This is a genomic window from Sorangium sp. So ce834 (genome assembly GCF_051521425.1).
In the GTDB taxonomy this organism is placed as follows: domain Bacteria; phylum Myxococcota_A; class Polyangia; order Polyangiales; family Polyangiaceae; genus Sorangium; species Sorangium cellulosum_D.
In genome coordinates, this window is the sequence record NZ_CP150351.1 from 2200804 (window position 1) to 2225414 (window position 24611).

Here is a 24611-nt window from a genome sequence, read left to right on the forward strand (position 1 = left end):
GTCTTCGATGAACGCGCAGGAATGTCTCACGCAGGAGGTGGACGCGAAGGTCGCGGCGTGGCTCTCGGCCGTGGCGCGCGTGCCGCCGGGCGGCTTCACGCCGGTCGCGCGGTTCGACGACGTGCCGGCCCAGGCGCGCGCCGACTCGCTCTACTGGTGCGACTCCATCTTCAGGAGCGAGCTCAACCCTCACAACGAGGCGGTGGGGGCGCGCCACGCGATCCACGCCGCCACGGACGACACGCCCGATCTGCTCCGTCACGAGTACACCGCGGGCGGGCTCGGGCTCACCGTCACCGAGGGGCGCAATTTCGTGCTCGTCCAGGTCGACCGCGCGAGCCTCGATATCCTCGCTCTCTGCGGCAAGGACCGCGCCGCCGCCGCGCGCCGGGTGGCCGAGGCGATCTTCAACACGGGCATCGAGTCGAACACGGTGGGCGTCCCGATGGCCTCCGGCCCGGTGGGCTGCCCCGGCGACATGCCCGATCTCGAGGAGGGGACGACGTTCGCGAGCAATCCGGCCGTGGACCCGGATCTCCTCGCCTGCTGGAAAGACCGCACGGAGTGCGGTGTTCAGGACGGGAGGCTCTATTTCCTCTGCTACAAGAAGTCGTCGCAGCGCGCGGGGTTCGCCAACGCCTGGCAATGGTTCGACGACCGGAAGACCGGCGTCGGGTGAAGCGGGGAGGGGCGTGAGGCGGCGGAGGAGAGCGAGGTAGGGGAGGGGAAGCCGCGGCGGTGGGGGGAGCAGGAGGAGGAGGGGGGAGGAAAGGAAGGAGGGGGGAGGAAAGGGAGGAGGGGGGCATAGAGGAGAGCAGGAGCGCGCTGCGCCGGTATTGCGTCTGCGCGCCGCGCGCGGGATGTTGCGCGGGTGGCGGGAGCACGGCAGCCCAGGGTCTTGATCTTCCCAGGCGGCTCCGCGGGCGCGGCGCAGGCGCTCGCGGCGGCCCGCGGCTACGTCGCGGCCCTGGCCCGGGACATCGAGGCGGGCCTGGATCTGCTGGCGACCCAGCCGTTCGACGTGGCCGTGATCGGGGCGGAGGGGCCGCCCCGCGAGGCGCTCGCGCTCTGCCGGAGGCTGCGCGCTGCGCCGGGCGGCGATCGCGTGGCCGTGGTCGCCGTCACCGGGAGCGCCGGCGCGGCCACGGCGCTGCTCGAGGCGGGCGCGACGGTCGTGGCGGAGGCGAGCGAGCCGTCGATCGCGATCCAGCTCGACGCGGCGGTGTGGTGGACGCGGCGGCCTTCGGCGCACGTGGCCGACCGGGCGCCGGCGGAGCGCGCGCTGCTCGAGCGCGCCGCGCGCTCCTTCCGTGACGCGTCCACGGAGGTGATCGGCCTGTTCGTGTGGGACGCGGCGGGGGGCATCCTCGACGCGAACGACGCGTTCCTCGGCATGATCGGCTATGCGCGCGAGGACGTCGAGGCGGGCCGCCTGAACTGGGTGGCGATCACGCCGCCCGAGCTCCGCGACCAGGACCAGCGCGCGCTCTCGGAGGTCCTGAAGCACGGGATCTGCCCGCCGTTCGAGAAGGAGTTCCTCGCCCGCGACGGGCGGCGCCTGCCCGTGCTCATCGCCCCCGCGCTGGTCGAGGGGTCCCGCGATCGCGGCGTCTGCTTCATCGTCGACATGACGGCGCGCCGGGCCGCCGAGGACGCGCTCCGCGCGAGCGAGGAGCGCATGCGGCTCGTCGTGCGCGCCACGAGCGACGCCTTCTGGGACTGGGACCTCTCGTCGGGGCGCGTCACCGGGAGCGAGCGCATGCGGAGCTTCTACGGCACGGGCGGCGGCGACATCGAGGAGGACGCGGTGTGGTGGTTCGAGCGCGTCCACCCGGACGATCGCGACCGCGTGATGAACGGGCTCAGGCGCGCGATGGAGGGGAGCGAGAGCACGTTCGAGCTCTGGTACCGGTGCGTGCTCGCGGACGGCAGCTACGCCGACGTCCACGACCGGGGCATCGTCATGCGCGACGCGTGCGGCAGGGCGTACCGGATGCTCGGGGCCGTGTCCGACGTCACCGAGCGCCGGCAGCTGGAGGCGCGGCTCCTGCTCGCGGATCGCATGGCATCGCTCGGCACGCTCGCGGCCGGGGTGGCGCACGAGATCAACAACCCCCTCGCGTACATGGTCGCGAACGTGGATTTCGCGCGCAAGGAGCTCCGCCAGAAGGGCGCCGCCGCGCGCATCGACGCGCTCCTGTCGGCGCTCGACGAGGCCGCGGAGGGCGGCGCGCGCGTCCGGCACATCGTGAGCGGCCTGAAGACGTTCTCGCGCGCCGACGACGGCGAGCTCGGCCCGGTCGAGGTCGATCGCGTGATCCAGCTCGTGCTGCGGATGGCGCAGCAGCAGATCCGGAGCAAGGCGCGGCTCGTCGTGGAGCTCGGCGCGGTGCCGCCCGTCCACGCGAACGAGGCGCAGCTCGGCCAGGTCATCCTGAACCTGCTCGTGAACGCCGCCCAGGCGCTGCCGGACGGGAAGGAGGCGGAGAACGAGATCCGGATCACCGCCGCGCCCGCGCCGCCCGGCCGCGTGCGCATCGAGGTGCGCGACACCGGGCCGGGGATCGCGCCCGAGCACCGGAGCCGCATCTTCGACCCGTTCTTCACGACGAAGCCGATCGGGGAGGGGACGGGGCTCGGCCTCGCGATCTGCCACGGCATCGTGACGAGCTTCCGGGGCGAGATCGCGGTGGAGAGCGAGGTCGGCAAGGGCGCGTGCTTCCGCGTGCTCCTGCCCGCGTGGCGCGCGGGCGCCGGCGAGGATCGCGACGGCGCGCCGGGCGACGCCGACGAGGTCCCCGAGGAGGCCGCGCAGTAGGCGTGGCGCGCCGTCCTCGACGGAGAGGCGCCGACGGACAGGGGGGCGGGCCGCGCGCCGGGCGCGCTCGTGCGGGCTGCGCGCCGCTTCGTGGAACTGGCCGCTTGCGGCGGCGGTTGCGCGCGCTCAAGGTGCCTCACGGGCCCCATGAACGCTCGATCGGTCAGGGCCGCAGCTGGGCTGCCCGGCGGAGCAGCGGGAGGGGAGCGCGCCGCGCGGCGCGGTCCGGTGGTGAGGTTCGAGGATGATCGAGAAAACGGGCCGCATCCTGGTCGTCGAGGACGATCTGGACATCAGGAGCATCCTGTCGCAGCTCCTCGCGTTCGAGGGCTATGAGGTCGAGGAGGCCGCGGACGGCGCCGAGGCGCTCGCGCTGCTGCGCAAGGACGGGCCACCCGCGCTGATCCTGCTCGATCTGATGATGCCGATCATGGATGGATGGCAGCTCCGCGCCGAGCTCCAGCGCGATCCTGCGCTCTCGTCGGTCCCGGTGGTCATCGTGTCCGCCGACGTGAGGGCCGAGCAGGAGGCGTCGCGGCTCTGCGCCGCGGGGCTCCTGAAGAAGCCGCTCCAGATCGAGCCCCTGCTCGAGCTGGTCCACCGCATCTGCGGCGCGCCGGCGCGGTGAGCCGGGCGGGCCCGGCCGGCGTGCCGGCGGATCGCATCCGTTTCTGACGCTCACCTTGCTTGCTCGGCGCCGCGCGCCCCTCGATGCGGCGCAGAGGGGTTCGTCCGTCCGCGCGCATGCGCTCACCTCTCGGCCTGAGCACCGCGCTCGACGGACAAAGATCGCGGCGGGTGAGCAACGGTATTGGTCGGTGTGTGTTCTGTATCGCATCAGCGCTTGAGTCGTCGTTCCAGGACTCGTCGCTTATGCTCATGTGCCCTTGACAGAACGGAGCTCGATGTGATGGCGTATCCCGCGGGGGAAGAATGTTCCTTCGGATGCTTGCCATGCCGTATCGCCTCAGCCGAGCCGGCGTGTGCCTCACGCCTCTCCGGCGAAGCGTGCGCTGGATGGAGATCGGGCTCTTGGCTGGAGTCGCGTCCCTGCTCTCGGCCTCGTGCGCGCCGGAGGAGCCCGGCCGGCCCGAGGGGGCGATCGTCCTCGGAACACTCCTGCCCTTCTCCGGCAGCGAGTCGGCCATCGGCCGCAACCTCGAGCAGGCGATGTTGCTCGCGGTCCAGGATCTGAACGCCGCGGGGGGGCTCGACGGGCGGCCGTTCCACCTCCGGAGCCGGGACAGCCACTCCAGCGTGGAGCGCGGGTTCGACCAGCTGCTCCATCTGCTCTACACGGATGAGGTCCATTACCTGATCGGGCCAGAAGAGAACGCGCTCGCCAGCAAGAGCGTGCAGGAAGTGAAGTTGGCCGACGCGTTTCACATGCTGCCGGGCTATGCCGCGCCCCCCATCGCGCGCAGCGAGGCGATGGGGGGCTGGATGCGGCTCGCCCCTTCCTCGTTCGACGTCGGCTGCACGCTGGCGCGCATCGCCTTCGACGACGGCATCCCTACCGTGAACAGCCTTGCCGCGGGGGACGACTACAACACCAGCGTCAGCAGCGAGTTCACGACCCACTTCGCGGCGCTCGGGGGGAGGATCCTCCCCTCGGTGACGTTCCGGTCCGGCCAGCAGACGTATGCGAGCAAGATCGAGTCCGCCTTCGACGCCAAGGCCGGCCGGACGCTCCTCGCCGCGTATCCCCGCACCGGCTCGACCATCGTGACCGAATGGACCGTCTCCGGGCGCCCGGGCAATTGGTTCCTCGGCCCCGCGCTGCGCACCGAGGTGCTCCTCGCCAACATCCCGACAGGCTCTCTCGACGGACACCTCGGGGTGTCGCCGTCGCTCAGCCTGCGGAGCGAGTGCCGCACGACGACGACGGCCGAGGGCGAGCGGGCGGTGGACTGCGCGACCGGGAACGCCGCCGCCTTCCTCGAGCACTTCTCCAGCGGGTGGGACGGCGACGCGCCGCTGCCCGCGGCGCACTTCTATTACGACGGGGTCGTGCTCCTCGCGATGGGCCTCGTGTACGCCCAGGCGAAGACCGGGGAGGTCCCGACCTCGGGGCACGAGCTGCACGAGATCATCCGCGAGCTCAACGACCCGGCCCACGAGGCGGCCTCGTGGCGCGACCTCCCGGCGGCGATGGCCAAGCTCCGCGCGGGCATCCCGCTCCGCTACGTCGGCGCAGCCGCCGAGTACGAATTCGATAAATACGGGGCGAACAGGCATCACTTCATGCAGCTGTGGACCGTGGAGGGCGACGCCTTCGTCGATCTCGCCCCCGTCCCCGTCAGCTGCTTCCCCGGGTGACTAACTCGCTGCGAGATCAGTGCTTCACGTAAGGATACCGCGCACGACCGGATGAACCACGGACCTCAAAGGGGGGCTCATGAACAGGATTGGACGATGCTGGGGGGCGGCCTTCGGGCTCGCGCTGATGACGGCGGCATGTGGATCGGGCGACACCACCGGCGAGGGCGAGCAAGCCTCGCCCATCATCCTGCGCGCGCCGACGCCGAAGAGCGAGTTCACCGCGACGGAGATCGAGACGACGCTCGACGCGCTCGTCGACAAGATCAACGAGGGGGCCATCGAGCCGATGCAGATGGCGATCCTGCTGAAGTCCCTCGGCGGGTTCTTCACGCCGATCACCACGGGGGCGAACCGAGCCATGGGCGAGCTCGGGGTCACGGGGAACGTGGTCGGGCCCAGCGGAACGGGGGGCGATCAGCAGCAGAGGGCGGAGGCCCAGAATGAGCAGATCGGACAGGCGGTGACGGACGGCGCCGAAGGGATCGGCGTCTCGCCCTTCGGCGACGCCATCGCGGCCGGCATCGATGCGGCCGTCGCCGAGGGGGTCCCTGTGGTGACGCTCGACACCGACGCCAAGGGCTCGAAGCGTGCCATCTATGTAGGAACCATCAGCGAGGCGGCCGGCGTCACGGCAGGAAACACCCTGCTCGGGCTGCTGCCCCCGACGCTGGGGACGGTGGTGATCCACGGCAACGTCGACCCGTTCTGGGTCGACGGATTGAACCGAATGCAGGGGGCCCGGGGCGTCCTCGAGAAGGCCGATTACACGGTCGTGGTGCGTCAAACCACCTGGGGCCCGAACGGGGAGGTCGACGACGTCGACGCGATGAGGGCGTTGATCGAGACCGCTGACCCGCCCGTCGTGGGGTTGCTCGGCCTGCACGACATCTCGTACCGGTGCGCGATGGCGGCGGAGGCCGCGGGCCGGACGGACCTCCCGGTCGTCACCTTCGACTACGATCTGAAGACCGTCGAGTACATGCGTCAGGGGCTCATCAGGGCGACGCACACCCAGCGGCAGTACTACGCGGGGTACCTCGTGCCCTACATCCTCTACGGCATCGGGACCATCGGCCTCGAAGCGACCAAGGAGGCCCTCGCCCCGCAGATGTTCGACGAGAGCCGGCTCGACGTCGGCCTGGACGTGGTGCTGTCGACCAAGGTCGACGAGTACAACCGCTTCCTCGACTCGATCGGCGCGACTCAGTAGCGGTGCCGTAGCTCGAGGAAGACCTCGCGCGGCGAGAGCGGGTACTCGAAGCCCGAGAACCCGGGGTCCGGACCGGTGGCGCCGAGGAGGTTCTTGGCGCGGAGCGCCACGGTCGTCTCGTGACCCGGAATCAGCCACAGGTTGCGCGCCACCAGGCTGGCGTTCCACATGAAATACGGCGGCAGGTCGAAGCTGCGGCCGTTCTCCAGGATGCTCGCGTCCGCGGCGCGACGGGGGCCGGCGACGATCCCCTGCGTCGAGAGCTCCAGCGGAACGGAGCTCGGCGACGGCAGCTTCACGTAGGCGCCGACCCGGGCGACCCAGCTCGGGTAAGCGACCATCGCCGGACCGACCAGCTCGGCCTGATAGCCCACCTGGCCGGATTCCCGCGTCGAGTGGACCGTCTCGAACGAGGCGTAGCCGCCGAGGGCGTCGCCGCGCCGCAGCTCGGCGCGCGTCGCCCAGAAGACGGACGTCTGGTTGGCGAGGTTCTCGGCCGTCTGGTTGATGCCCCGCGGGACGAACTCTGCCTTGTCGCTCAGCCGGCTGTAGGACACGCTCGTGCTCGCCGAGGCCCAGGCGGCCGGCCGCCACGTCACCTCGGCGTCCACGGTGTGGATGCGCTGAGGCCTGAGATCCACGTTCCCGATCACGTCGCCCGGGACGAGGGGCTCGGCATAGAGCAGGTACGGGGACGGCGCCTTGAAGGCGCTGCCGTACAAGAGCTTCGCCACGACCGTCTTCCCGAGGTGCGACGTCGCCCCGAAGCGGCCGGTCATCTGATTGCCGTATTTGCTGTGGCGATCGTAGCGGAAGCCGCCGGTCAGCTTCAGCCAGGGATCCAGCACCTTGAGGTTGGCGCTGAGCAGCGCCCCGACGTCGACCAGCTCGGCCGAGAGCCGCTCCCGCTCCGGCGAACCGAACGCCTCGCCCGTGAGCTTGCTGACCCGGCGGAAGGACGGCAGATCCTCTTTGTCGTAGATGGACTCGAGGTTCAAGATCACGTTGAACCGGTCCCACGGAACCCACCGGAGCTCGACGTTGGCGTCGACGCCACGGTAGGCCATGCGCCGCTCGATATAGTACCAGCCGCCGGCGACGTCCACGCGATCCCCCGGCAGGACGCCGCCCTGGAAGTACATGCCCTGCACCGCGAACGCGAGCTCTCGGTTCAGCTGGAAGAGCCCGTCGAGCGCCACACGGCGCTGTTGCAGGCTGATCACGGTGCCGGCCTCGCGCCCGAAGGCGTCCGTTCCGCCGGTGAGCTGCGCCCATTGCGCGAAATCGCCGCCGCGCCGGAAGCCGGACCAGTACGCGCTGAGCGCGAGGTGGTGGCCGCGGCTCGGATCGCGGAACGCGATGCGCGAGCCGATCACCCCGGAGAGGCGCTCGAGGTTCTGGGCGTCGATGCGCCCGGCGTTGTACATCGGGACGCGGGGGGCCGGGGACTGGCGAGGCATCTCCAGGCCGCTCCGGTCGTCGAGCTCACCCGCGGCCGAGATCATCATGTCGAAGCGGCCGCTGCTCCACCCTCCCACCACGTCGAGGCGGCCGCTCGGGTGATCCTTCGTCACGCCGGCGTGCACCGTCCCGTCGACGAAGGGGATGTCCTCCGGCGACAGGGTGATGATGTTGACGACGCCGAGGAACGCGTCCGCGCCGTAGAGCGCCGACGCCGGGCCGCGCACGACCTCGATCTGCTTGATGGCCGACAGCGGGATCAGCTCCGTGCCGAGCCAGTTGCCGCTGGTGGTCCGGAACGCCACCGAACGACCGTCGATCATCACCTTGATCCCGCCGCTCTCGGCCCCGAGCCCGCCCGTCATCCCCTGCACGCCGGCGTTCGGCAGGATGTGGTCGTCCACCAGGTAAAAGCCGATGACGTGCTGGAGCGCCTCGCCGACGCTCTTGTACCCCCAGCGCCGGATCTCCTCGGCGGTGATCGCCGTCACGAGGGCAGGCGCGTCGTCGAGGGTCTCCAGCGTCTTGGTGGCGGTGGACACCTCGACGTCGAGCAGCCGCAAGAGGTCGACGCCCTCGAGCGCGTCATTGCGCTGCGCTTCCCCCGCGGACCTCGGCTCTCCCGGTGCTGTCGCGGCCGTCGGCTGAGCCCACGCGGCGCCTGGCATCGCGGCGATCGCCAGGGCAACAATCCACTTGGTATCGAGCGAGGCAAAGGTCATGCGGTTACGCTTCGTTTTGAGCCTTCGGCCATGGTGGAATCGGGCCAATCGTCAGCTCGCTTTGGCGGTGGCGGCGAGCTCCTGCCTCAGGGCGACGCTGACGGCATCGAACTCCTGCCGTAGCCGCGAGAGGTCGCCCTTTCGCGGCAGGTCGCCCTCGCGGGCGGCGAGCTGAACCTTCTCCGCCAGCTCGGCGACGCGCGCCGCGCCGATCGACAGCATGCTGCCTTTCAGCTTGTGCGCGCTCGCCATCACCTCTTTGGTCATGGCCTCCTTGAAGGCCGACTCCAGGCTGTCGAGCTGCCCCGGCACGTTCTTGAGGACGAGCTCGATCAGCTTCCGCGACCGCGGGACCTCGGGGTCGAGCACGGGCAGGACCGGCGACGGCCTGTCGGCGTCCGGGAGCAGCGGGCCCGGCTCCGGCTCGTCCCGATTCAGCACCACGTGCCGCCACAAGGTCTTCTGCAGCGACTGAGGTCGCACCGGCTTGGCCAGGTAGTCGTCCATCCCGGCGGCGAGCACCCGATCCCGCTCGCCGACCAGGGCGTGCGCGGTCAGCGCGATGATCACCGTGTGGCGACCGATCCCGCTCTCCCACTCGCGGATCTTCTGGGTGGCGGTGTATCCGTCCATGACCGGCATCTGGCAGTCCATGAGGACGGCGACGTACTGCTTTTGCTTGACGCACTCGAGCGCTTCCAGGCCGTTGCTGGCGGTCTCGACGCGCAGGCCCAGCTGCTCCACCTGCTCCATCGCCACGTAACGGTTGATCTCGTTGTCGTCGACGACCAAGACGGGGAGCTTGCTCGCGATCCGGCCCGGCTCCACGCCGGGCTTGCTGACGGGCGCGGCCGCGGCGCCCGTCAGCGCGCTCTGCAGCGTGTTGTAGAGCTCGGACACGCGCAGCGGCTTGGGGAGCTGCGTGACGACGCTGGACTCCAGCCCGCTCAGCGCCACGCTCGAGCCCATGTGGTAGAGCGCCACGATCGGCAAACGGTGGAGCCCCGGCACCGACTGGACGGTCCGGACGAACTGCTCGAGGCCGAGGTCGTCCATCTGGGCGCCGACGACCGCGGCGCTGAACGGCCGCTGCTCGAGCAGCCCGAGCTCCAGCCGGTTGATCGCGTCTCTCCCGGAGGCCATGGCCTCGGCGTCGAAGCCCCAGGCCACGAGGTGCTCCACGACGACGTCGCGCCAGCTCTTGCTGATCTCCACCACGAGCGCGCGGCGCCCGCTCGCCCACTCGGCCGACCGGATCTGCTCGGCCCCGGCCGTGACGCCGACCTTGATCGTGAACCAGAACCGGCTGCCCTGACCCGGCGTGCTGTCGACGCCGATCTCGCCGCCCATCGCCTCCGCCAGGTGCTTGCTGATCGCGAGGCCCAGGCCGGTGCCGCCGTGCTTGCGGACCAGCGAGCCGTCCACCTGCGTGAAGGCGGAGAAGAGCTTCTTCTGGTCGTCGGCGGCGATGCCGGGGCCCGTGTCGACGACGGCGACCTTCACCAGCGCGGAGCCCTTGTCCTGCTGCGCCGTGATCGCGTCGATCAGCACCTCTCCGCGCTCGGTGAACTTGATCGCGTTGCCGACCAGGTTCGTGAGCACCTGGCGGAACCGGTCGGGGTCGCCCACGACGCCGGTGGGGACGCGGCGCTCCACGCGGTACACGAGCTCGAGGCCCTTCTCGTGCGCCTGGCTCGCCATCAGCTCCGCGACCTCCTGCACGACGAGGCGCAGGTCGTAGGACACGTGCTGCGCTATGTACTTGCCGGCCTCGAGCTTCGAGAAGTCGAGGACGTCGTTGATGATCGCCATCAGCGTGTTCGCCGAGGCGTCGACGGTCTCCACGTAACGCCGCATCTTGCCGTCGAGCGCCTGGCTCTGCATGAGCCGGATGACCCCGAGGATCCCGTTCATCGGCGTCCGGATCTCGTGGCTCATGTTGGCGAGGAACTCGCTCTTCAGCCGCGACGCCTCGAGGGCCTGCTCGGTCTTGACGCGCAGCTCCTCGAAGGCCTGCTCGTTGGCCTCGACCATGCTGTTGAACGCGGCGCCGAGCAGCTCGAGCTCGTCGCCGCTCGAGATCTGCACGCGCTCCCAGCTCTTCCGCGCCGTGCCGGTCGACTCGGTGAGCGGCGCGTTCGAGCGGAGCCCGGTGGCGATGGCCCCCGCGGCCGAGCGCAGCGCGAGCAGCGGCTCCGTGATGTGGACCGCGACGCGCTTGACGAGGAAATAGCTCGCCGCGACGCAGCCGATGATCAGCGCCACGATCAGGCCGAGCGTGGTCGCGAGCCGGCTCGCGGCGAGCTCGCGGGCGTGGGCCATCCGCTCGGCGACGCTCTTCGTGCTGATGCCGTAGATCACGGTCCCGGCCTGGGTCCCCTCGGAGACGACCGGGGCCGAGACCTCGAGGACGTCCACCCCGCCCATGGGGTTCGCCCGCCGCTTCAGCGCCGGCCGGGGCTGGTGCACCGCGCTGATGCCGAGCGCCTGAAGGTCCTTCACCGTGAGGGCCGGCGCGTCCTTCGCGACGCTCGCGGGGCCGAGCCCGCTCGCCGCCCAGACCCGGTTCTCCGAGTCGACGAACAGGCCATACGCGATGTCGCTGTTCTCCGAGACCGTCTGGTAGATGAGCGCCTTGACGTCCCCGAAGAGGTTGTCCGCCACCAGGCTGCGCAGCGCCAGCGACTGGTTGAAGCCGAGCAGGCGCGCCTTCTCCTCGAGGCTGCCGAGGAGCTCCTGCTCGCGCGTCGCCTGGACCTCGCGATCCGTGGAGTAGATGAGGGCGCCGCTCGACAGGAGCGTGGCGCCGCCGAGGAGCAGGAGCGCGCCCAGGATCAGGCGCAGCAGCTTGTTACGGAGCGAGCCGTGGGCGTTCGGGGTGGGCATGACTCAGCGTGGACGCCGCGACGAGGCCGGCGGGGGCGCGGAGAGGGTCGTCACCGACGAGGTCGCGCCGGCCTTCGCGGCGCGCGCGGCCACCGCGCGCTCGATCGCGGGCGCCAGGGCGACGTGCAGCTTGGATTTCGAGACGATGCCGTCGGCGCCGACCTTCTCGCCGATCGCGCTGAGCTGCTCGACGTCGCAGCCGGAGACGAGGACGATCCCGAGGTTCGAGAGGTGCGCGTTCTCGCGGAGCAGCTTGGCCAGCTTGTCGCCGTTGATGGTCGGCATGTTGATGTCGAGCGCGACCACGGTGATGCCGTCCCGCTTGATGACCGACGTCGCGCCGATGGGCGTGGCGAGCTCGGAGACGACGAAGCCAGCCCTGACGAGGACGTTGCACATCGCCTCGCGGGCGATCTCGTCGTCGTCGATCACGAGCACCCGGATCATGAGCGCATCCTCCAGGGCTGCCGCTCCACCACGCGACACCCCCGCCGCGGCGAGGCCGAAGGGCTCCAGCAACGATCTTGGAGGGCGCGAGCCGACCCGCAGCTTCGGGGACCTGTATGCATTTGAAAAGGCAACGGCATGGCGTCTCCAGTCCCCCCCCTCGAACTGCGGTTATCGACCGACGAGAAAGTCAACCTTTCCGAACTGGCTGGAATCGAGGCCGAAGCGCCGCGCGAGCCGCACGTCGACCAGGCGCTTCACGGAGATGGGCAGGCGCACGTCCGACGCCCGGAGCTTCCAGTCCGCGTCCCCGAGCTCGTAGAGGAGATCCGCCGCCTGAAGCGTGAGCGCCTGCGTATCGGGGATGGCCGCGAACGTCCCGAACTCCGCGTGCTCGTTCACGAGCGAGCGCACGGCCACGACCACCGGCGCGCCGAGCCGATCCACGTACGGCAGCCAGACGTCGGTGAGGAACGTCGGGCTCAGCAGGCCATTGTCGTTCGGCAGCCAGATCGCGTCAACCTCGGCGCGCTGGAGCCGCACCAGGGCGGCGCGGAGGTCCTGGACGCGCGGCTTGTTCGAGAGCTCTTGCTTCACGAACGTCAGCTTCTCCACCTGCATGAGGGTCTCTTGCCGGGCGATGTGGCTGGCGAAGCCCTGGCGGTACACGACGCCGACCTGGCGGACGTCGAGGCCCAGCGTGCGCAGCCCCACCATGGCCGTGACCGCCGGGACCTCGTACGAGATCGCCACCGAGTTCGGGACGGTGCGCTGGAGCTCCTCGGCGAAGGACGCCATCAGGATCAGCGCGACCGGCGGTGTCGGCGTGGTGCGCACCCAGCTGCGATAGAGGAGCACGGTCGAATTGTTGACCAGCACCACCGCGCGCGGGCGATCCCTCGCCACGATCCGCCCCACGGCCTCGGGGCTCGACTCCTCGACGCGCAGCGGGGAAATGGTGACACGGTATTCGTCGGAGAGCTCGACGCGGAGCGACTTCAGCATGTCCTCGAGCTGCGAGTCCGCGGGAGCGATGATGGAGATGACGGGCCTGCCGTCCGGAGGCGGCGCCTCGGACAGCGGGGCCGGATCTCTGGCGGCCTGGGGGGCCGGGCCCGGCGAGCAGCTCAGGGGCAGGAGGAACCCGAGCAGGGCGGAGGCTCGCCAGAGCGAGCGCGGACCGCGCGGACGCGTCGATCTCATCGCCATTCGTCCACCCCCAGGTCCGCCAGCACGTGCTTCGGGAGCCTCCGGATCGCGCCCTCGATCGATTGACGCTCGCTCAGGAACGTCACCGCCACAAGCCCGACCTTGGCGGTCGAGAGACTCAGGATCGTGAAGCTCATCTTGCTCTTGGACTCGAAATCGGCGCGGAACCGCTCCGGCAGGAGCACCGCGTCGGCCGTTTGAAACTGGAGCAGCTGCAGCAGATCTTCGATCTTCGTGACGCGCTGGACCTCCGGCGCGTCGTTCACGCCGAGCAGGCCGGCGACGAACCTCGGGAGCGACTTCCGCTCGACCAGGTCGACCATCCCGTACCGGAAGGAGGAGAGCATGTCCCTGGCCAGCAATTTCGTCGAGACCAGGAGGTATTGCTCTGCGTCGCTCCCCGCCCTCAGACCCTGGAGGTCGACGCCCCGGTTGAGCGAGGTCAGGACCGGCCTGGGCGACAGCGCCGCGTTGGGCGGGCTGACCTCGAGCGCCGTCTTGAAATCGCTCAGCTTGCCGAACACCGTCACGTCGACGCCGGGCATCGCCTCCTCGATCTTCTGCTCGAGCGCCCGAGCGCGAAGCGGCGTGACGGCATAGACATAGAGCGTGGCCTCGGGGCCGGCCGTGAGCGGCGAACTGAGCAGCAGGAGACAGCTCCCGAGGAGCAGCGCCGCGGCGAGCAACGCCGCCGGCGCGCGCCGGGGCTGGACGGCCCGGCGCGGGCGGCGCCAGGCTTCGGCGAGCCGAGCGCAAGCGGCGCGGAGCTCGGCGATGCGGCGAGATGTCCCCGGGCGCGCCGGCGCCGCCAGAGGGTCGTTTGGCCGCGCACAAGACGAACTCAAGCGGTGCGCGATCCGCGCTGGGGACGCGAGGTGCCCCAAGGCCCGCTCGACCGCTGCTCGCGGTACCCATCTGGAACGCCTGCGACTCCTTTCCACCCGCTTCATCCCCTCCTGGCCACCGTAAGAGGACAGCGTAACCGACGGTCAACCCTCCTTGTCAAGCGCCCCAGAGGAGTCGACCGTGTCAAGCGTCGAGAAGCGCGCGATCGAATGAACCGAACGAGCTTGGCGAAAGGCGGGCCTTGGCGAGGCGAACAACACACTCGCGGCCGCTGCCGCGCAAAACTAGCGCCGCAGTGATCCCGGCCGGCGTCGCCGCTCACGCGCGGCACACGGGGCGCGCGCGACGTGTGCTGCCGTCTCAGGACTGATTGTCGCGCGCCTGTCGCCCGCGCGCGCCGCCCTCTCCTCGCTTGCGCATGTGTGGCGCGCCGCGCCGCGTCTCGGGGCCTCCCTGCGCGGTGGAATCTGGCGCTGGCGATCCGGATCGCCGCAGCACATCGTGCCTCGCCGACCTACATGTGGAGCGATGAGGCACGGAATGGCATAACACTTCACCTTGTCACGCACCGCGCGTGGGATCGGGCGTGCAGAGGGTGCGTACGCCCGCGCGCTCCGTCGCCGGGAGGGAGCCCGGCGCTCGAACTGCCACGCTCGCCGGAGGAGCGCGGCCCGGTGGGGCCTTGTTCAACGGAGGAATCGCCGCGCCGTGGAGCGCGGTCCGCGCGGTCCGCGCGGGGCGCGGCTACCTGACCGGCTGCGCCGCGAGGGGCGCCTCCCCCTCCGCGCGCTCGCGGGCGCCGTGCTGCTCCTGGATGTACTCGGAGAGCCGCCGATCGGCGTCGTCCCCGAAGAGGATCCGGCACGCCTCCAGGAGCCCGGGCGAGCTCGCGAGCTCGCCCGGGCGGATGAGGAGCGAGATCTTCGTGCGCCGCCGCAGGAAGTCCTCGAGCTTCACGATCATCTCGTGCCGCGCGGCGTGCGCGATCTCGCACCGCACGTCCTCTGCGCCCTCGATCGGCGCCTCGGCCATGGTCGGGTCGCGCCGGATCTCCTCGAGCAGCTCGCGCGCCGCCGCGCCGTACCGGCGCCACAGCCGCGCGCTGAGCTTCTCCGCGGCGCGCGGCGGCGTCAGCGCGTCGAGCTCGAGGAGGCGCGCCCTCTCGAAGAAGTCGCGGCGAACCTCCTCGGCCGGCTCGCCGTACCAGCGCTGCGCCGGGCGGGGCAGCGCGACGCCGAGCTCCTCCACGGCGGCGCAGATCTCCTCGCCCACGTTGATGCAGTCGGTGAGCTTGCCGCCGAAGATGCTCACGTGGGCCTGCGCGCGATCCACCTCGATGGCGTGCTTGCGCGAGAGCTGCAGCCAGTCCTCGCCGCCGCCGCCGTTCGCGACCGCGAGCGGGCGCACCCCGCAGCGCTCGGCGATGACGTCCGCCTCGGTGAGCGGCCGCGGCAGGTCGAGGCGCTTGTTGATGTTCGACAGCACGAAGCGCCGATCCTCGGGCGTCACCTCGGCATGAGGGCTCTCGACGCGGGTGTCGGTCGTGCCGATGCACGTCCTCGGGCCCATCGGGATCACGAAGAACAGCCGGCCGTCGTCGGCGAAGAACGTCAGCACCCGGCGGCTCGGGGTGAGCCGATCCACGATGAGGTGGATGCCCTTCGAGAAGATGTGCCTGTGGCTCGTCCGCTGGCCGGTGAGCGCGTTGTGCGCGTCCACGAACGGCCCGCAGGCGTTCACGAGCACGCGCGAGCGGATGGCGAGCTCCCGCCCCGTCACGACGTCGCGGGCGCGCGTGAGCCACGCGTCCCCCTCGCGCCGCGCGCCGAGCGACTCGACGTAGTTGGCCGCCCGCGCGCCGTGATCGAGCGCGGCGCGGACGAAGCCCCAGACGAACCGCGCGTCGTTGTCGACGAGGTACGCGTCGGAGTACTCGAATCCTCCGTCGCAGCCGTCCAGGTTGATGATGGGCTCTTCCCGCGCCATGACCCGGCGGGAGAGCAGGCGGGGGATCTTCGTGAAGAAGCTGCCGATGATCCAGTAGAGCCAGGCGCCGAGGAAGAGCTTGAAGAGGCCGTGGCGGAACCCCCGCTCGTGCGCGGTGTAGAACCGGATCTCCTGCACCGTCGACGGATAGCTCCTGAGCAGGAGGTTCCTCGACTTGCAGAGCTTCCGCACGAGCGGAAACTCGAAGCTCTCCATGTACTTGATGCCGCCCCAGGCGAGGTTCGACGACTCCTGGCTCGTGAATCCGGCGAAGTCGCCGCGGTCGATCAGCGCGACCTTTGCGCCCTTCGCGGCGAGCGCCGCGGCGGCGACGGCGCCGTTGATCCCGGCGCCGAGGACGAGGACGTCGAAGGTCCCGCGGCTCAAGCTGTCGATGTTCGTGGCCCGCAGCATCGATGGCGATCCGGCGTGAGGCGAGGCTCTCGCGCCACCGGAGCTCTATCACGTCTCCGTGGCTCCGGGGGCGGCGTGCGGGCCGAAAAGCGCGCTCTGGGGCGCGCGTCGCGACAGCGTGGGCGCGCGGCGCGCAGCGTGGGCGCGCGCCGCGCTCCGCCTCCGCCCTCAGCCCATCAGCCCATCGGCCCATCGGCCGTCGTCGCCGCCGAGCGCGTCGGGCGACGGCGCCGGGAGGGCGCGGCGCGGGCCGCTCTTCGGACCGACGGCGTGGCCGGTGTGCAGGTGCTGCCACCGCGCCATCTTGGTGTAGACGCCGTCCCGACGCAGGAGCTCCGCGTGCGCGCCGTGCTCGACGATGCGGCCGCGCTCCAGCACGAAGATCTGATCGCAGTCGACGATCGTGCTCAGGCGGTGGCTCATGAGGATGATCGTCCGCTGGCCCTTCAGCGCGCGGAGCGCCTCGCCGATGGTCCGCTCGTGCTCGGCGTCGAGCCCGTCGGTCGGCTCGTCGATCACGAGGATGGGCGCGTCCGTCAGCAGCGCGCGCGCGATGGCGATGCGCTGCCGCTGGCCGGCCGACAGGTTGAGCCCGCCGTCGGCGATCTGCGTCCCGTAGCCGTCCGGCAGCGCCTCGATGAAGCCCGCCGCGCCCGCCATCTCGGCCGCCCTCCGGATCTCGGCGTCGGTCGCGAACGGGCAACCGTAGGCGATGTTCTCCGCGATCGTGGCCGGAAGGAGGATGCTGTCCTGGAGGACGAGCGCGATGTGCCGGCGCAGGTCGGCCACGCGGATCGCGCGCGTGTCGATGCCGTCGAGCCTCAGCGCGCCGCACGTCGGGTTGTGGAAGCGCGGCAGCAGGCTGAGCAGCGTCGTCTTGCCGGAGCCGACCGAGCCCACGAACGCGACCATCTGCCCCGGCCGGATCGTCGCGTCGATCCCGCGCAGCACCGGGTGGCCCGGGCGGTACTCGAACCCGACCCCGTCGAGCGAGAGCACGCGCGGCTCGGTCGGCAGCGACGCCGCGTCGTGCGCGTCGACCACCGCCTGATCGCGGTCCAGCACCTCGAAGACGCGCTGGGCGCCCGCGACGCCGCCCTGCACCGCGGCGCCGGCGCCGGTCAGCTTGCAGAGCGGATCGTAGAGCATGCCGAGGTAGCCGAGGAACGCCGTGAGCGCGCCCAGCGTCATGCCGGAGTCGCCCGCGCCGCCGCGCGCCTCGACGACGAGGTAGCCGCCGTAGCCGAGCACCAGCGCGCCGCCGAGCCCGAGGATCGAGCCCACGGTGAGCACGTGGCCGAGCTCGTCGTGGTGGAGCCTGAGCCACGCCTTCACGCTGTTGCGCAGCGTCGCGTGGAAGCGCGCCTCCTCGTCGGCCTCGCGGCCGAACGCCTGGACCAGGCCGATCGAGGCCATCGAGCGCTGCACGGACGTCGTGAGCTCGCTCTCGACCTCCTTTGCCTCGGTGCATTTCTTGTGCAGCGCGCGCCCGAACCGGTGGTTCGTGAGCAGGAGCGGCGGCACGACCGCGAGCGCGAGCAGCGTGAGCGGCAGGCTGCGCGAGGCCATGATGCAGATCATCACCGTGAGCGTCAGCGCGCTCCCCATCACCGCGATGGCCACGTTGAGGATCCCGTGGAACCCGGCGGCGTCCTGGTTGAGCCGGTAGAGGGCGTCCCCCTGCGGCTGCGCCCGGTGATAGCCGATGTGGAGCGCCTGGAGCTTCCTGTACACGTCGCAGCGCACGCGCGTGAGCCCGCCGTAGCCGATGCGGAAGTTGATCAGGGCGCGGCCCATGCCCACGAACTCCTGCGCCACGCGGAGGACGAGCGTGATCGCCGCGAGCCCGAGGACGCGGCCGAGCAGGCTGTCCGGGAGCGGCGAGAGGAGGAGGCGGTGGACGAGGTCCTCGCTGCGCGGCCCGCTCGAGATGAGATCCACGATCACGGCGATGGGCCACACCTGGAGAAGGCTGATCGCGATGGAGACGCAGACCAGGAGGGAGAGCGCGCCGATGCGCGCCCACTCTTCCTTGAAATAGGCGCCCACGCGGAGGAAGAACCGGAGCCGATCCGCGCCGGCTGCCGAGCGGCTGCTCGGCGCGGCGCGCCGCTCTGCGGCCATCGCTGGGGAACGCCTCGATGGCCCGATCCTGCCCCCGCGCCGCGGCGAAGGGTGATAGTCCTTGCGGTGAGCTTGTGCGCTCATGGTTCGCTGAGCTCTCTCCTGTCTACGGCTGAGGTGGCCGCCGGCGGCCCGGGCTTCGGGCCCCGCCTGACGGTCCATCGGTTCCGACCGGTAGCGAGGTATCGGCGCAGGTGTAACAGCCCCTCGCGGCCGCGCTCACTGCAATGTGCAGGAGAGGAGCAGAGCTCCTGCTGATTTGCTGCGCGGTTGTCCGGGACTCCAGGGCTCGCCGCGCCGGCGCGGTCACGGTACAGGCCGGCGGCGCGGCCGTCGCGCCGCGCTTACCTGCGCGTCTGTTGTCCGGTCAGCGCGAGGCGGCGGCCGAGCGCGCGCGCCAGCGTGAGATCGAGCTCGCCCGAGCTCGCCCGGGGCGAGCCGCCGCGCCGGGCGGTCGTGTCCGCGGGATCCATCGCCGCGCGGGCGGGGGGCTGGACCAGGACTCCATGGCTGAGGAGGGAGACGACCATCGACTGGAGGGCTGCGCGCTGCGCCCCCGCGATCGGCGAGGGCGAGCAGAACACGGACGCCACCTTGCCGGCGAGATCGCCCGAGAGCTGCTTGGCTCCGTCGAGGAAGCGCCGGAGCTCCGCGCTCATCGTGCCATAGCGCGCAGGCGAGCCGAGGGCGATGCCGTCCGCCCAGAGGAGGTCGTCGCGGCGCGCCACCGGGACGCAGGCGAGGTGTTCCCGTGTGGCACGGATCTGCTCACTCGTCCTCCAGCGCTCCTGCGGCGCCGCGAGGCCGGCGATCTGCCGGAGCCGCACGGTCGCTCCGGCCTGCTCGGCGCCCTCGACGACCGCGGCGGCGAGCGCGGCCGTGTCGCCGAAAAGGGAATAGAAGATCACGGCCACGTTCATGGGGCCGCGAGGATGCAGCGCCCGTACCGCCGTCCACGCGCCGGCGCGCGCCGCGCTGCCGCTGACGAGCTCGCTGCGCGCACGGGCGTGAGCGGTTCGTCGCGGGCGATCCTCCCGCGCGCCGTGCGCCGCGGCGCGATTCAAATTGCGCGCTGTGGCGGAAAGCTTTATGGGGCCTCCATGGACGCGAACGGACCGCGCTCGGGCGATAACGACGATGCCCCGCGCGATCCGGAGCGGGGCGACGACGGTGTGGCTCCGGGCGATCCGTCCGCCGCCCCGCGCGCCCCTGGGCGCGGCGCCGCGGAGGGCGGCCCCGCGCGATCGCGGACGATCCTCGTCATCGAGGACGACCAGGGCGTCAGCGACGCGCTCGTGGGTGTCCTGTCGGACGAGGGCTACGAGGTGATGACGGCCAGGAACGGCGCCGAGGCGCTGGCCAGGCTCCGCGACGCGCCGGCGCCGGCGCTCATCGTCCTCGATCTGATGATGCCGATGCTGGACGGGTATGCCTTCCGCGCGGAGCAGCTGCGCGTCCCGTCGATCGCCGATGTCCCGGTGGTCGTGCTCACGGCGGGGGCGGCGCCGCGCGCGGCCGAGCTCGGGCCGGTCGACATCCTGAAGAAGCCGGTGAATCTCGCCGCGCTGCTCGACGCGGTGGGGCGTTACGTCTGACGCCGCGAGCGGGCTCAGCGCGTGAGCGCGCTCGCGAAGCTGGTGGTGGCGGTCGTCGCGGTGGTCACGATGTCGAGGGTCAGCGTGGCGCCGAAGTAAAAACGAGGTGCGTACCGGCGCGCGGGCGACACGGACTCTCCGACGGGCACGATCATGTCCTCCGCGTGGCCCGCGGGGAGGTACTCCTGCTGGACGAAGGCCAGGCCGGCGTTGAAGCCGAGCCCCGCCACGGGCTCGATCACGCCGCCGAGGAAGATGCGATCGAAGGGCTCGCCGAGGTCGAGGTCCACGCCGACCTGCACCCCGAGCAGGTCGCCCAGCGTCGTCGAAAGCCGCATGTCCTGGAACGACGAGATGACGCCGCGGCGCCGGCCCCCGGGAAAGACGTTGAGCACGATCGAGGGGTTGACGCTCCAGTCCTCCTCGACCGAGAGGCGGCGCTCGCCGCCGGCGCCGGGGAGCGTGGTCTGGACGACGCGCCGCGACCCATCGATCACGAGCGGGATGAGGGCGCCGAACTCGAGGTAGTACTGCCCCTGATCGATGGGCACGGCATACGACTCGTCGATCGCGCTCTCGGGTCCGTCGCCCGCGAGCTCGTAGCGGATCTTCAGCGACGTGATCGACGTGTCCTCGGGGATCTCCGCGGTCTGCTCCGCGAGGAGCTCGAGCCTCGCGGGAGCCCGGCCGCCCGGCGCCCGATCATCGAAGCGGCGGTCCGGCGAGCGGAGGAAGGTCACCGAGAGCTTGAGCTTGTCCCTGAGCGCTTCCTCGCCGAACACGCGTACGATCAGCTTGTCTCCTGGGGATAGAGCGCCGACGAGCGAGTAGACATCGGGCGCCAGGCCGTCACAGAGCGGCTCGCCGGATCTGGCGTCGACGCAGAAGGCGCCGGGGGCCTTGCATGAGCTCGTGCAGATCTGCTGGATCTCCTGGCGCTGCGCCTGGAGCGGATCCGCGATGCCGCTGGGGGAGGCGGGCGGCGCCGGGATCTGCGAGATGTCCTTGTTCGCCTGGTCCCTCGCCGTGACGTAATCGCAGTGTTCGGCGATGGCTTTGACCGCTGCCGCCTTCTTCTCGGCGTCCGTACCTGTAGCGCTCGACGCGATCTTGCGGCTCGCGAGGAACGCGTCGCTCTTGGTCTTTGCCACGGTCACCGCGGCTGTCACGCTGGCGCTCGGGGTGGCGGGGACGCGTTTCTGGAGAGCGTCTATCTCGTTGAGGACCTCCCCTTCGATGTTGAGCAATACGCCGCTCAGCTCCTCGGCGCACGTCTTGTCATCATCGCCACTGCACAGCTGGCTGACGTCCCTGCATGCGCCGTCTGCACGAGCGACGCGGGTCGTGAGGAAGATCGCGCAGATGGCCGCCGCGACGCGCGCGATCCGCATCCACGGCGCGTCATGATTCGACGTGAGGAGCGTGCGCTCCCGCTTCCCATTCACGGTTCATCTCCTCCTGTGCCGCCGCCGTCGCCGCCCGTGCCGCCCGTTCCGCCGCCCGCGCCGCCCGTGCCGCCGCCGTCGCCGCCCGCGCCTCCCCCGCCGTCGCCGGAGGGGTTCTGTCGCACGTTCGTGATCTGCAGGAGCCGGCTCGCGAGCAGCGGCCCCGAGCAGGCCGGGGCGTCGTCGCCGCGGTCAGGCCCGAGGAGATCGACGTACAGCTCGCATTCGACATCGTCCGGTATGACGAGGAAGAACCGCGGCTCGCCGGGCGGGGGCGCGGGGATGCACGACGGCTGTCGCGTGGCTCCGCCGGGCGCGTCCGTCGATAGATCGAGCTTCCCCGCGATCGTCTTCAGGCGCAGGTGGGCGCCCCCTCGTTGCTGGACGAGCACGCTGGTCCCCAGCGCTGGCGAGCCCGGCTGCTCCGCGGCCGGCGCGACGATGAGATATCTCTCCACCTCCGGGTCCTCGGGGCACCCGGACGAAGAGAGCGCGGCGAGCATGATGAGCCCGAGCGGCCACCTGTGTCGGTTCGTCATGAGTGTTCGTCTCCCGGCGATTCGCTCGCACGAGCGCGCAAGAACGCCATGCTCCTCCCGCTCATGGCCAGAAGAGCGGAGCCGCCTCGCGCTCGCGCTGCGTCACGAGGACGGCCTCCTGGGCGTACCCGGCGCGGTTCATGGCGCGCGTCGCGCTGTCGACGATCCGCGCGAGGGAGGTCGTCAGCCCTCCCGGCTGCTCGAGCTCCCGGACGAGGTGATAGGTGAGCGCCCCGTGGACCCGGCCGCCCAGCGGGCCTTCGTACGCGCGCTGCCCCTCCGCGCAGGCGCCGATGAAGACGACGGGGAGCTCGCCCATCGCCCTGCGCATCCGGCGCTCCGCGCGCCGCCGATCGTTCGCCGGCGCGCTCCGGGGCTCGGGCGCCGCGGCGGCGCTCCAGCCGCGAGCGGTCCTGCCCTCGGCCGCCGGCGGTCCTCCCCGCGCCGACGCCGGGGGCATTCCGCCAGCGTGGCAGGAGTCGCAGGTCCACACGACGTGCGCGCCCCTCGGCAGGGTGGAGAACAGCGCGGTGAGCTCGTCGTCGCGGATCGCCGTGGCGTTCGTCCTGTCGAAGCCGAGCGCGCAGAGCACCTCGTCGAGCCGATCGAGCTCGCCGGCGTCGTCCGGCGCGTCGAGCTGGTCGCCGTGGCCGCTGAAGTGGAAGAGGAGCTGATCCTGCGGCTCGGCGCCGCGCACGAGCCACTGGAGCCTCTCCAGGATGGCCGACTTGGTACCTGCCATCTGGGTGGCAGAGACGATCTCCGTGTCGACGCTGAAGCCACACCGGTCCCTGAGGAACTCGCTCATCAGCGCGACGTCGTTCACGGGACCGGCGAGCGGATTGCCTGCGTAGTCGTTGATGCCGACGAGCACGGCGCGCTTCTTCATTCGGTGCTCCATTCCATCGTGCCCCATGAAGCCAATGAGAGGCCGGCAGCGTAATATCGCGCCCTACCTCGGCGACTGTCCAGGGGAAAAGCGCGAGCGTGGTCGAGCGGCACAGGCGCGTTGCGCGTTGCGTGACGTTGCGCGGATGCGGCGCGCTGGCCTCGTCCTCGTCCTCGTCCTCGTCCTCGGTTCCCCGTTCCGGGAGCGCTCAGCGTTCTCGGGCGGCTCCTGCCCCGTTCGCGTGGTAAAGTCGGCCTTCACAACATGCCGTACGAGCGCCCTCTCTTCCTTTTCGTGAGCCCTTTGCTCGCCGCCGCCCTCGGATGCGCGGCCGATCGCCCGTCCCAGCCCGAGGGGTGGGACAGCGCGGTGGCGCTGCGGCCGGCGCGCGATCGCGACGCCAGGCCCGAGGTGGTGGAGGTCGATCTGACCGCGCGCGTCGAGGAGGTCGAGATCGTGCCCGGCAAGCGGACGCCCACCTGGACGTATGACGGCGGACTGCCCGGCCCGCTGATCCACGCCAAGGTGGGCGATCGCGTGATCGTGAATTTCCGCAACGAGCTCCCGGCGCCCACGACGATTCACTGGCACGGCGTGCGCTTGCTGGCGGAGATGGACGGCGCGCCCGGGCACAGCCAGCCCGAGACGCCGCCGGGCGGCAGCTTCACCTACGACTTCGTCGTCCCCGACGCGGGGCTCTACTGGTATCACCCCCACGTCGACTCCGCCGTGCAGGCGGGGAACGGCCTGTACGGCCCGCTGCTCGTCGAGGACCCGGACGAGCCCGCGGGGCTCGGCGACGAGCTCGTCCTCGTGCTCAGCGACATCAGCCTGCGCGACGACGGCACGCTCGAGGACCCAGAGGCGGGCGGCAACCTCGGCACGGTGTTCGGGCGCGAAGGCGACCTCTTGCTCGTGAACGGGCGGGTGAACCCGGTGATCGAGGCGCGCGCCGGGCTCAGGCAGCGGTGGCGCATCGTCAATGCGGCCAAGGCCCGCTATTACCAGCTCATGATCGCGGATCACCGCTTCACCCGGATCGGCGGCGACGGCGGGCTCCTCGAGCGCCCCGTCGCGACGGACAGGATCCTGCTCACCCCCGGCGAGCGCGCCGACGTCCTGATCGTGCCGCGCGGCGCGCCGGGCTCGACGCTCCCGGTGCGCTGGGTGCCTTACGACCGCGGCTATGGCGCCACGTTCGGGAGGCCCGAGGTCGAGGCGTTCCGGCTCCGCCTCGCGGACGAGCCTGCGGCCGAGGACGCGCGGCTCCCCGAGGTGCGGAGGGACATCCCGGCGCTCGACACGGCGGGGGCGACGCGCGTCGATCTGAAGCTCACGCTGCAGGAGAGCTCGAGCGGCGTGGAGATGGGCATCAACGGCGTGCCCTCGTGGAAGGCGGAGCCGCTCGTGGCAGCGGTGGGCGAGACCTCGGTGTGGACCGTGGAGAACACGTTCGAGTTCGATCACCCGTTCCACCTGCACGGCTTCTTCTTCCAGGTGCTCGGCGCGGACGGGAGGCCGGTGCGGCCGATGGAGTGGAAGGACACGGTGAACGTGCCTGTCGACGGCGCGGCGCGCTTCGTGGTCCGTTACGACAACCGGCCGGGAATGTGGATGTTCCATTGCCATATCCTCGACCACGCCGAGGCCGGCATGATGGGGATGCTGCACGTCATCCAGTGACGGCGCCGGGGCCGA

General features: G+C 71.0%; 18 protein-coding genes. 7 read left to right on the forward strand and 11 right to left on the reverse strand.

The features are described 5' to 3' along the window. The first annotated feature begins 7 nt into the window (after positions 1-7). From WMF20_RS07970 to WMF20_RS07990, 5 genes are all read left to right on the forward strand, one after another. A complete protein-coding gene (locus WMF20_RS07970; protein ID WP_437612065.1) occupies positions 8-679 on the forward strand; it encodes a hypothetical protein in 672 nt (223 codons plus the stop codon). A gap of 219 nt (positions 680-898) precedes the next feature. Further along, positions 899-2818 carry an ATP-binding protein gene (locus WMF20_RS07975; protein ID WP_437612067.1) on the forward strand — a complete coding sequence of 640 codons (1920 nt, stop codon included), beginning with the start codon at positions 899-901 and terminating at the stop codon, positions 2816-2818. 244 nt (positions 2819-3062) lie between these two features. Beyond that, positions 3063-3446, forward strand: coding sequence for a response regulator (locus WMF20_RS07980; protein ID WP_061628355.1), 384 nt, complete (start codon positions 3063-3065; stop codon positions 3444-3446). Positions 3447-3772: 326 nt separating this feature from the next. After that, the gene (locus WMF20_RS07985) at positions 3773-5137 is read left to right on the forward strand and encodes an ABC transporter substrate-binding protein (protein ID WP_437612069.1); all 1365 of its coding nucleotides are present in this window, start codon (positions 3773-3775) and stop codon (positions 5135-5137) included. Positions 5138-5216: 79 nt separating this feature from the next. Continuing rightward, positions 5217-6350: a substrate-binding domain-containing protein gene (locus tag WMF20_RS07990; protein ID WP_437612071.1), complete on the forward strand. Its 1134-nt coding sequence runs from the start codon at positions 5217-5219 to the stop codon at positions 6348-6350. Here WMF20_RS07990 and WMF20_RS07995 read toward each other — a convergent pair. From WMF20_RS07995 to WMF20_RS08030, 8 genes are all read right to left on the reverse strand, one after another. Then, positions 6344-8533, reverse strand: a complete 2190-nt coding sequence (locus WMF20_RS07995) for a TonB-dependent receptor plug domain-containing protein (RefSeq protein ID WP_437612073.1) — start codon at positions 8531-8533, stop codon at positions 6344-6346. The genes WMF20_RS07990 and WMF20_RS07995 overlap by 7 nt on opposite strands. A 51-nt stretch (positions 8534-8584) precedes the next feature. Beyond that, a complete protein-coding gene (locus tag WMF20_RS08000) occupies positions 8585-11419 on the reverse strand; it encodes an ATP-binding protein (RefSeq protein ID WP_437612075.1) in 2835 nt (944 codons plus the stop codon). Positions 11420-11422: 3 nt separating this feature from the next. After that, on the reverse strand, positions 11423-11866 hold the full coding sequence (locus tag WMF20_RS08005; RefSeq protein ID WP_129573789.1) for a response regulator: 444 nt from the start codon (positions 11864-11866) through the stop codon (positions 11423-11425). Positions 11867-12037: 171 nt separating this feature from the next. Beyond that, complete coding sequence (locus WMF20_RS08010) at positions 12038-13069, reverse strand: hypothetical protein (RefSeq protein WP_437612078.1); 1032 nt, start codon at positions 13067-13069, stop codon at positions 12038-12040. After that, positions 13066-13761, reverse strand: coding sequence for a hypothetical protein (locus WMF20_RS08015; protein WP_237245154.1), 696 nt, complete (start codon positions 13759-13761; stop codon positions 13066-13068). Before WMF20_RS08015 ends, WMF20_RS08010 begins: the two co-directional genes overlap by 4 nt. A gap of 904 nt (positions 13762-14665) precedes the next feature. Beyond that, positions 14666-16321, reverse strand: coding sequence for a glycerol-3-phosphate dehydrogenase/oxidase (locus tag WMF20_RS08020; RefSeq protein ID WP_437612080.1), 1656 nt, complete (start codon positions 16319-16321; stop codon positions 14666-14668). A gap of 168 nt (positions 16322-16489) precedes the next feature. Further along, positions 16490-18445 (reverse strand): ABC transporter ATP-binding protein, encoded by a 1956-nt coding sequence (locus tag WMF20_RS08025; protein ID WP_437612082.1) that lies wholly within the window; start codon positions 18443-18445, stop codon positions 16490-16492. A gap of 344 nt (positions 18446-18789) precedes the next feature. Beyond that, on the reverse strand, positions 18790-19353 hold the full coding sequence (locus WMF20_RS08030) for a flavodoxin family protein (protein WP_437612084.1): 564 nt from the start codon (positions 19351-19353) through the stop codon (positions 18790-18792). Between the two features lie 192 nt (positions 19354-19545). Here WMF20_RS08030 and WMF20_RS08035 point away from each other — a divergent pair, with 192 nt between their 5' ends. Beyond that, on the forward strand, positions 19546-20040 hold the full coding sequence (locus WMF20_RS08035; protein WP_437612086.1) for a response regulator: 495 nt from the start codon (positions 19546-19548) through the stop codon (positions 20038-20040). Positions 20041-20054: 14 nt separating this feature from the next. On the opposite strand, the gene WMF20_RS08040 is transcribed toward WMF20_RS08035, so the two are convergent. The 3 genes from WMF20_RS08040 to WMF20_RS08050 all read right to left on the reverse strand — a co-directional run bounded on the left by WMF20_RS08040 (position 20055) and on the right by WMF20_RS08050 (position 22913). Further along, positions 20055-21485: a hypothetical protein gene (locus WMF20_RS08040; RefSeq protein WP_437612088.1), complete on the reverse strand. Its 1431-nt coding sequence runs from the start codon at positions 21483-21485 to the stop codon at positions 20055-20057. Next, positions 21482-22024, reverse strand: a complete 543-nt coding sequence (locus WMF20_RS08045; RefSeq protein ID WP_437612090.1) for a hypothetical protein — start codon at positions 22022-22024, stop codon at positions 21482-21484. The genes WMF20_RS08040 and WMF20_RS08045 overlap by 4 nt, the downstream gene beginning before the upstream one ends. 61 nt (positions 22025-22085) lie before the next feature. Beyond that, on the reverse strand, positions 22086-22913 hold the full coding sequence (locus WMF20_RS08050) for a caspase family protein (RefSeq protein WP_437612092.1): 828 nt from the start codon (positions 22911-22913) through the stop codon (positions 22086-22088). A gap of 294 nt (positions 22914-23207) precedes the next feature. Here WMF20_RS08050 and WMF20_RS08055 point away from each other — a divergent pair, with 294 nt between their 5' ends. Continuing rightward, on the forward strand, positions 23208-24596 hold the full coding sequence (locus WMF20_RS08055; RefSeq protein ID WP_437612094.1) for a multicopper oxidase family protein: 1389 nt from the start codon (positions 23208-23210) through the stop codon (positions 24594-24596). The last annotated feature ends 15 nt before the right edge of the window (positions 24597-24611 follow it).

Coding starts and splice junctions, on each gene's coding strand:
- WMF20_RS07990 (WP_437612071.1), top strand. CDS start 5,217: ATGAACAGGATTGGACGATGCTGGGGGGCGGCCTTCGGGCTCGCGCTG.
- WMF20_RS07995 (WP_437612073.1), bottom strand. CDS start 8,533: ATGACCTTTGCCTCGCTCGATACCAAGTGGATTGTTGCCCTGGCGATC.
- WMF20_RS08045 (WP_437612090.1), bottom strand. CDS start 22,024: ATGACGAACCGACACAGGTGGCCGCTCGGGCTCATCATGCTCGCCGCG.
- WMF20_RS08010 (WP_437612078.1), bottom strand. CDS start 13,069: ATGAGATCGACGCGTCCGCGCGGTCCGCGCTCGCTCTGGCGAGCCTCC.
- WMF20_RS08005 (WP_129573789.1), bottom strand. CDS start 11,866: ATGATCCGGGTGCTCGTGATCGACGACGACGAGATCGCCCGCGAGGCG.
- WMF20_RS07980 (WP_061628355.1), top strand. CDS start 3,063: ATGATCGAGAAAACGGGCCGCATCCTGGTCGTCGAGGACGATCTGGAC.
- WMF20_RS07970 (WP_437612065.1), top strand. CDS start 8: ATGAACGCGCAGGAATGTCTCACGCAGGAGGTGGACGCGAAGGTCGCG.
- WMF20_RS08050 (WP_437612092.1), bottom strand. CDS start 22,913: ATGAAGAAGCGCGCCGTGCTCGTCGGCATCAACGACTACGCAGGCAAT.
- WMF20_RS08035 (WP_437612086.1), top strand. CDS start 19,546: ATGGACGCGAACGGACCGCGCTCGGGCGATAACGACGATGCCCCGCGC.
- WMF20_RS08000 (WP_437612075.1), bottom strand. CDS start 11,419: ATGCCCACCCCGAACGCCCACGGCTCGCTCCGTAACAAGCTGCTGCGC.
- WMF20_RS08025 (WP_437612082.1), bottom strand. CDS start 18,445: ATGGCCGCAGAGCGGCGCGCCGCGCCGAGCAGCCGCTCGGCAGCCGGC.
- WMF20_RS08020 (WP_437612080.1), bottom strand. CDS start 16,321: ATGCTGCGGGCCACGAACATCGACAGCTTGAGCCGCGGGACCTTCGAC.
- WMF20_RS07985 (WP_437612069.1), top strand. CDS start 3,773: ATGCCGTATCGCCTCAGCCGAGCCGGCGTGTGCCTCACGCCTCTCCGG.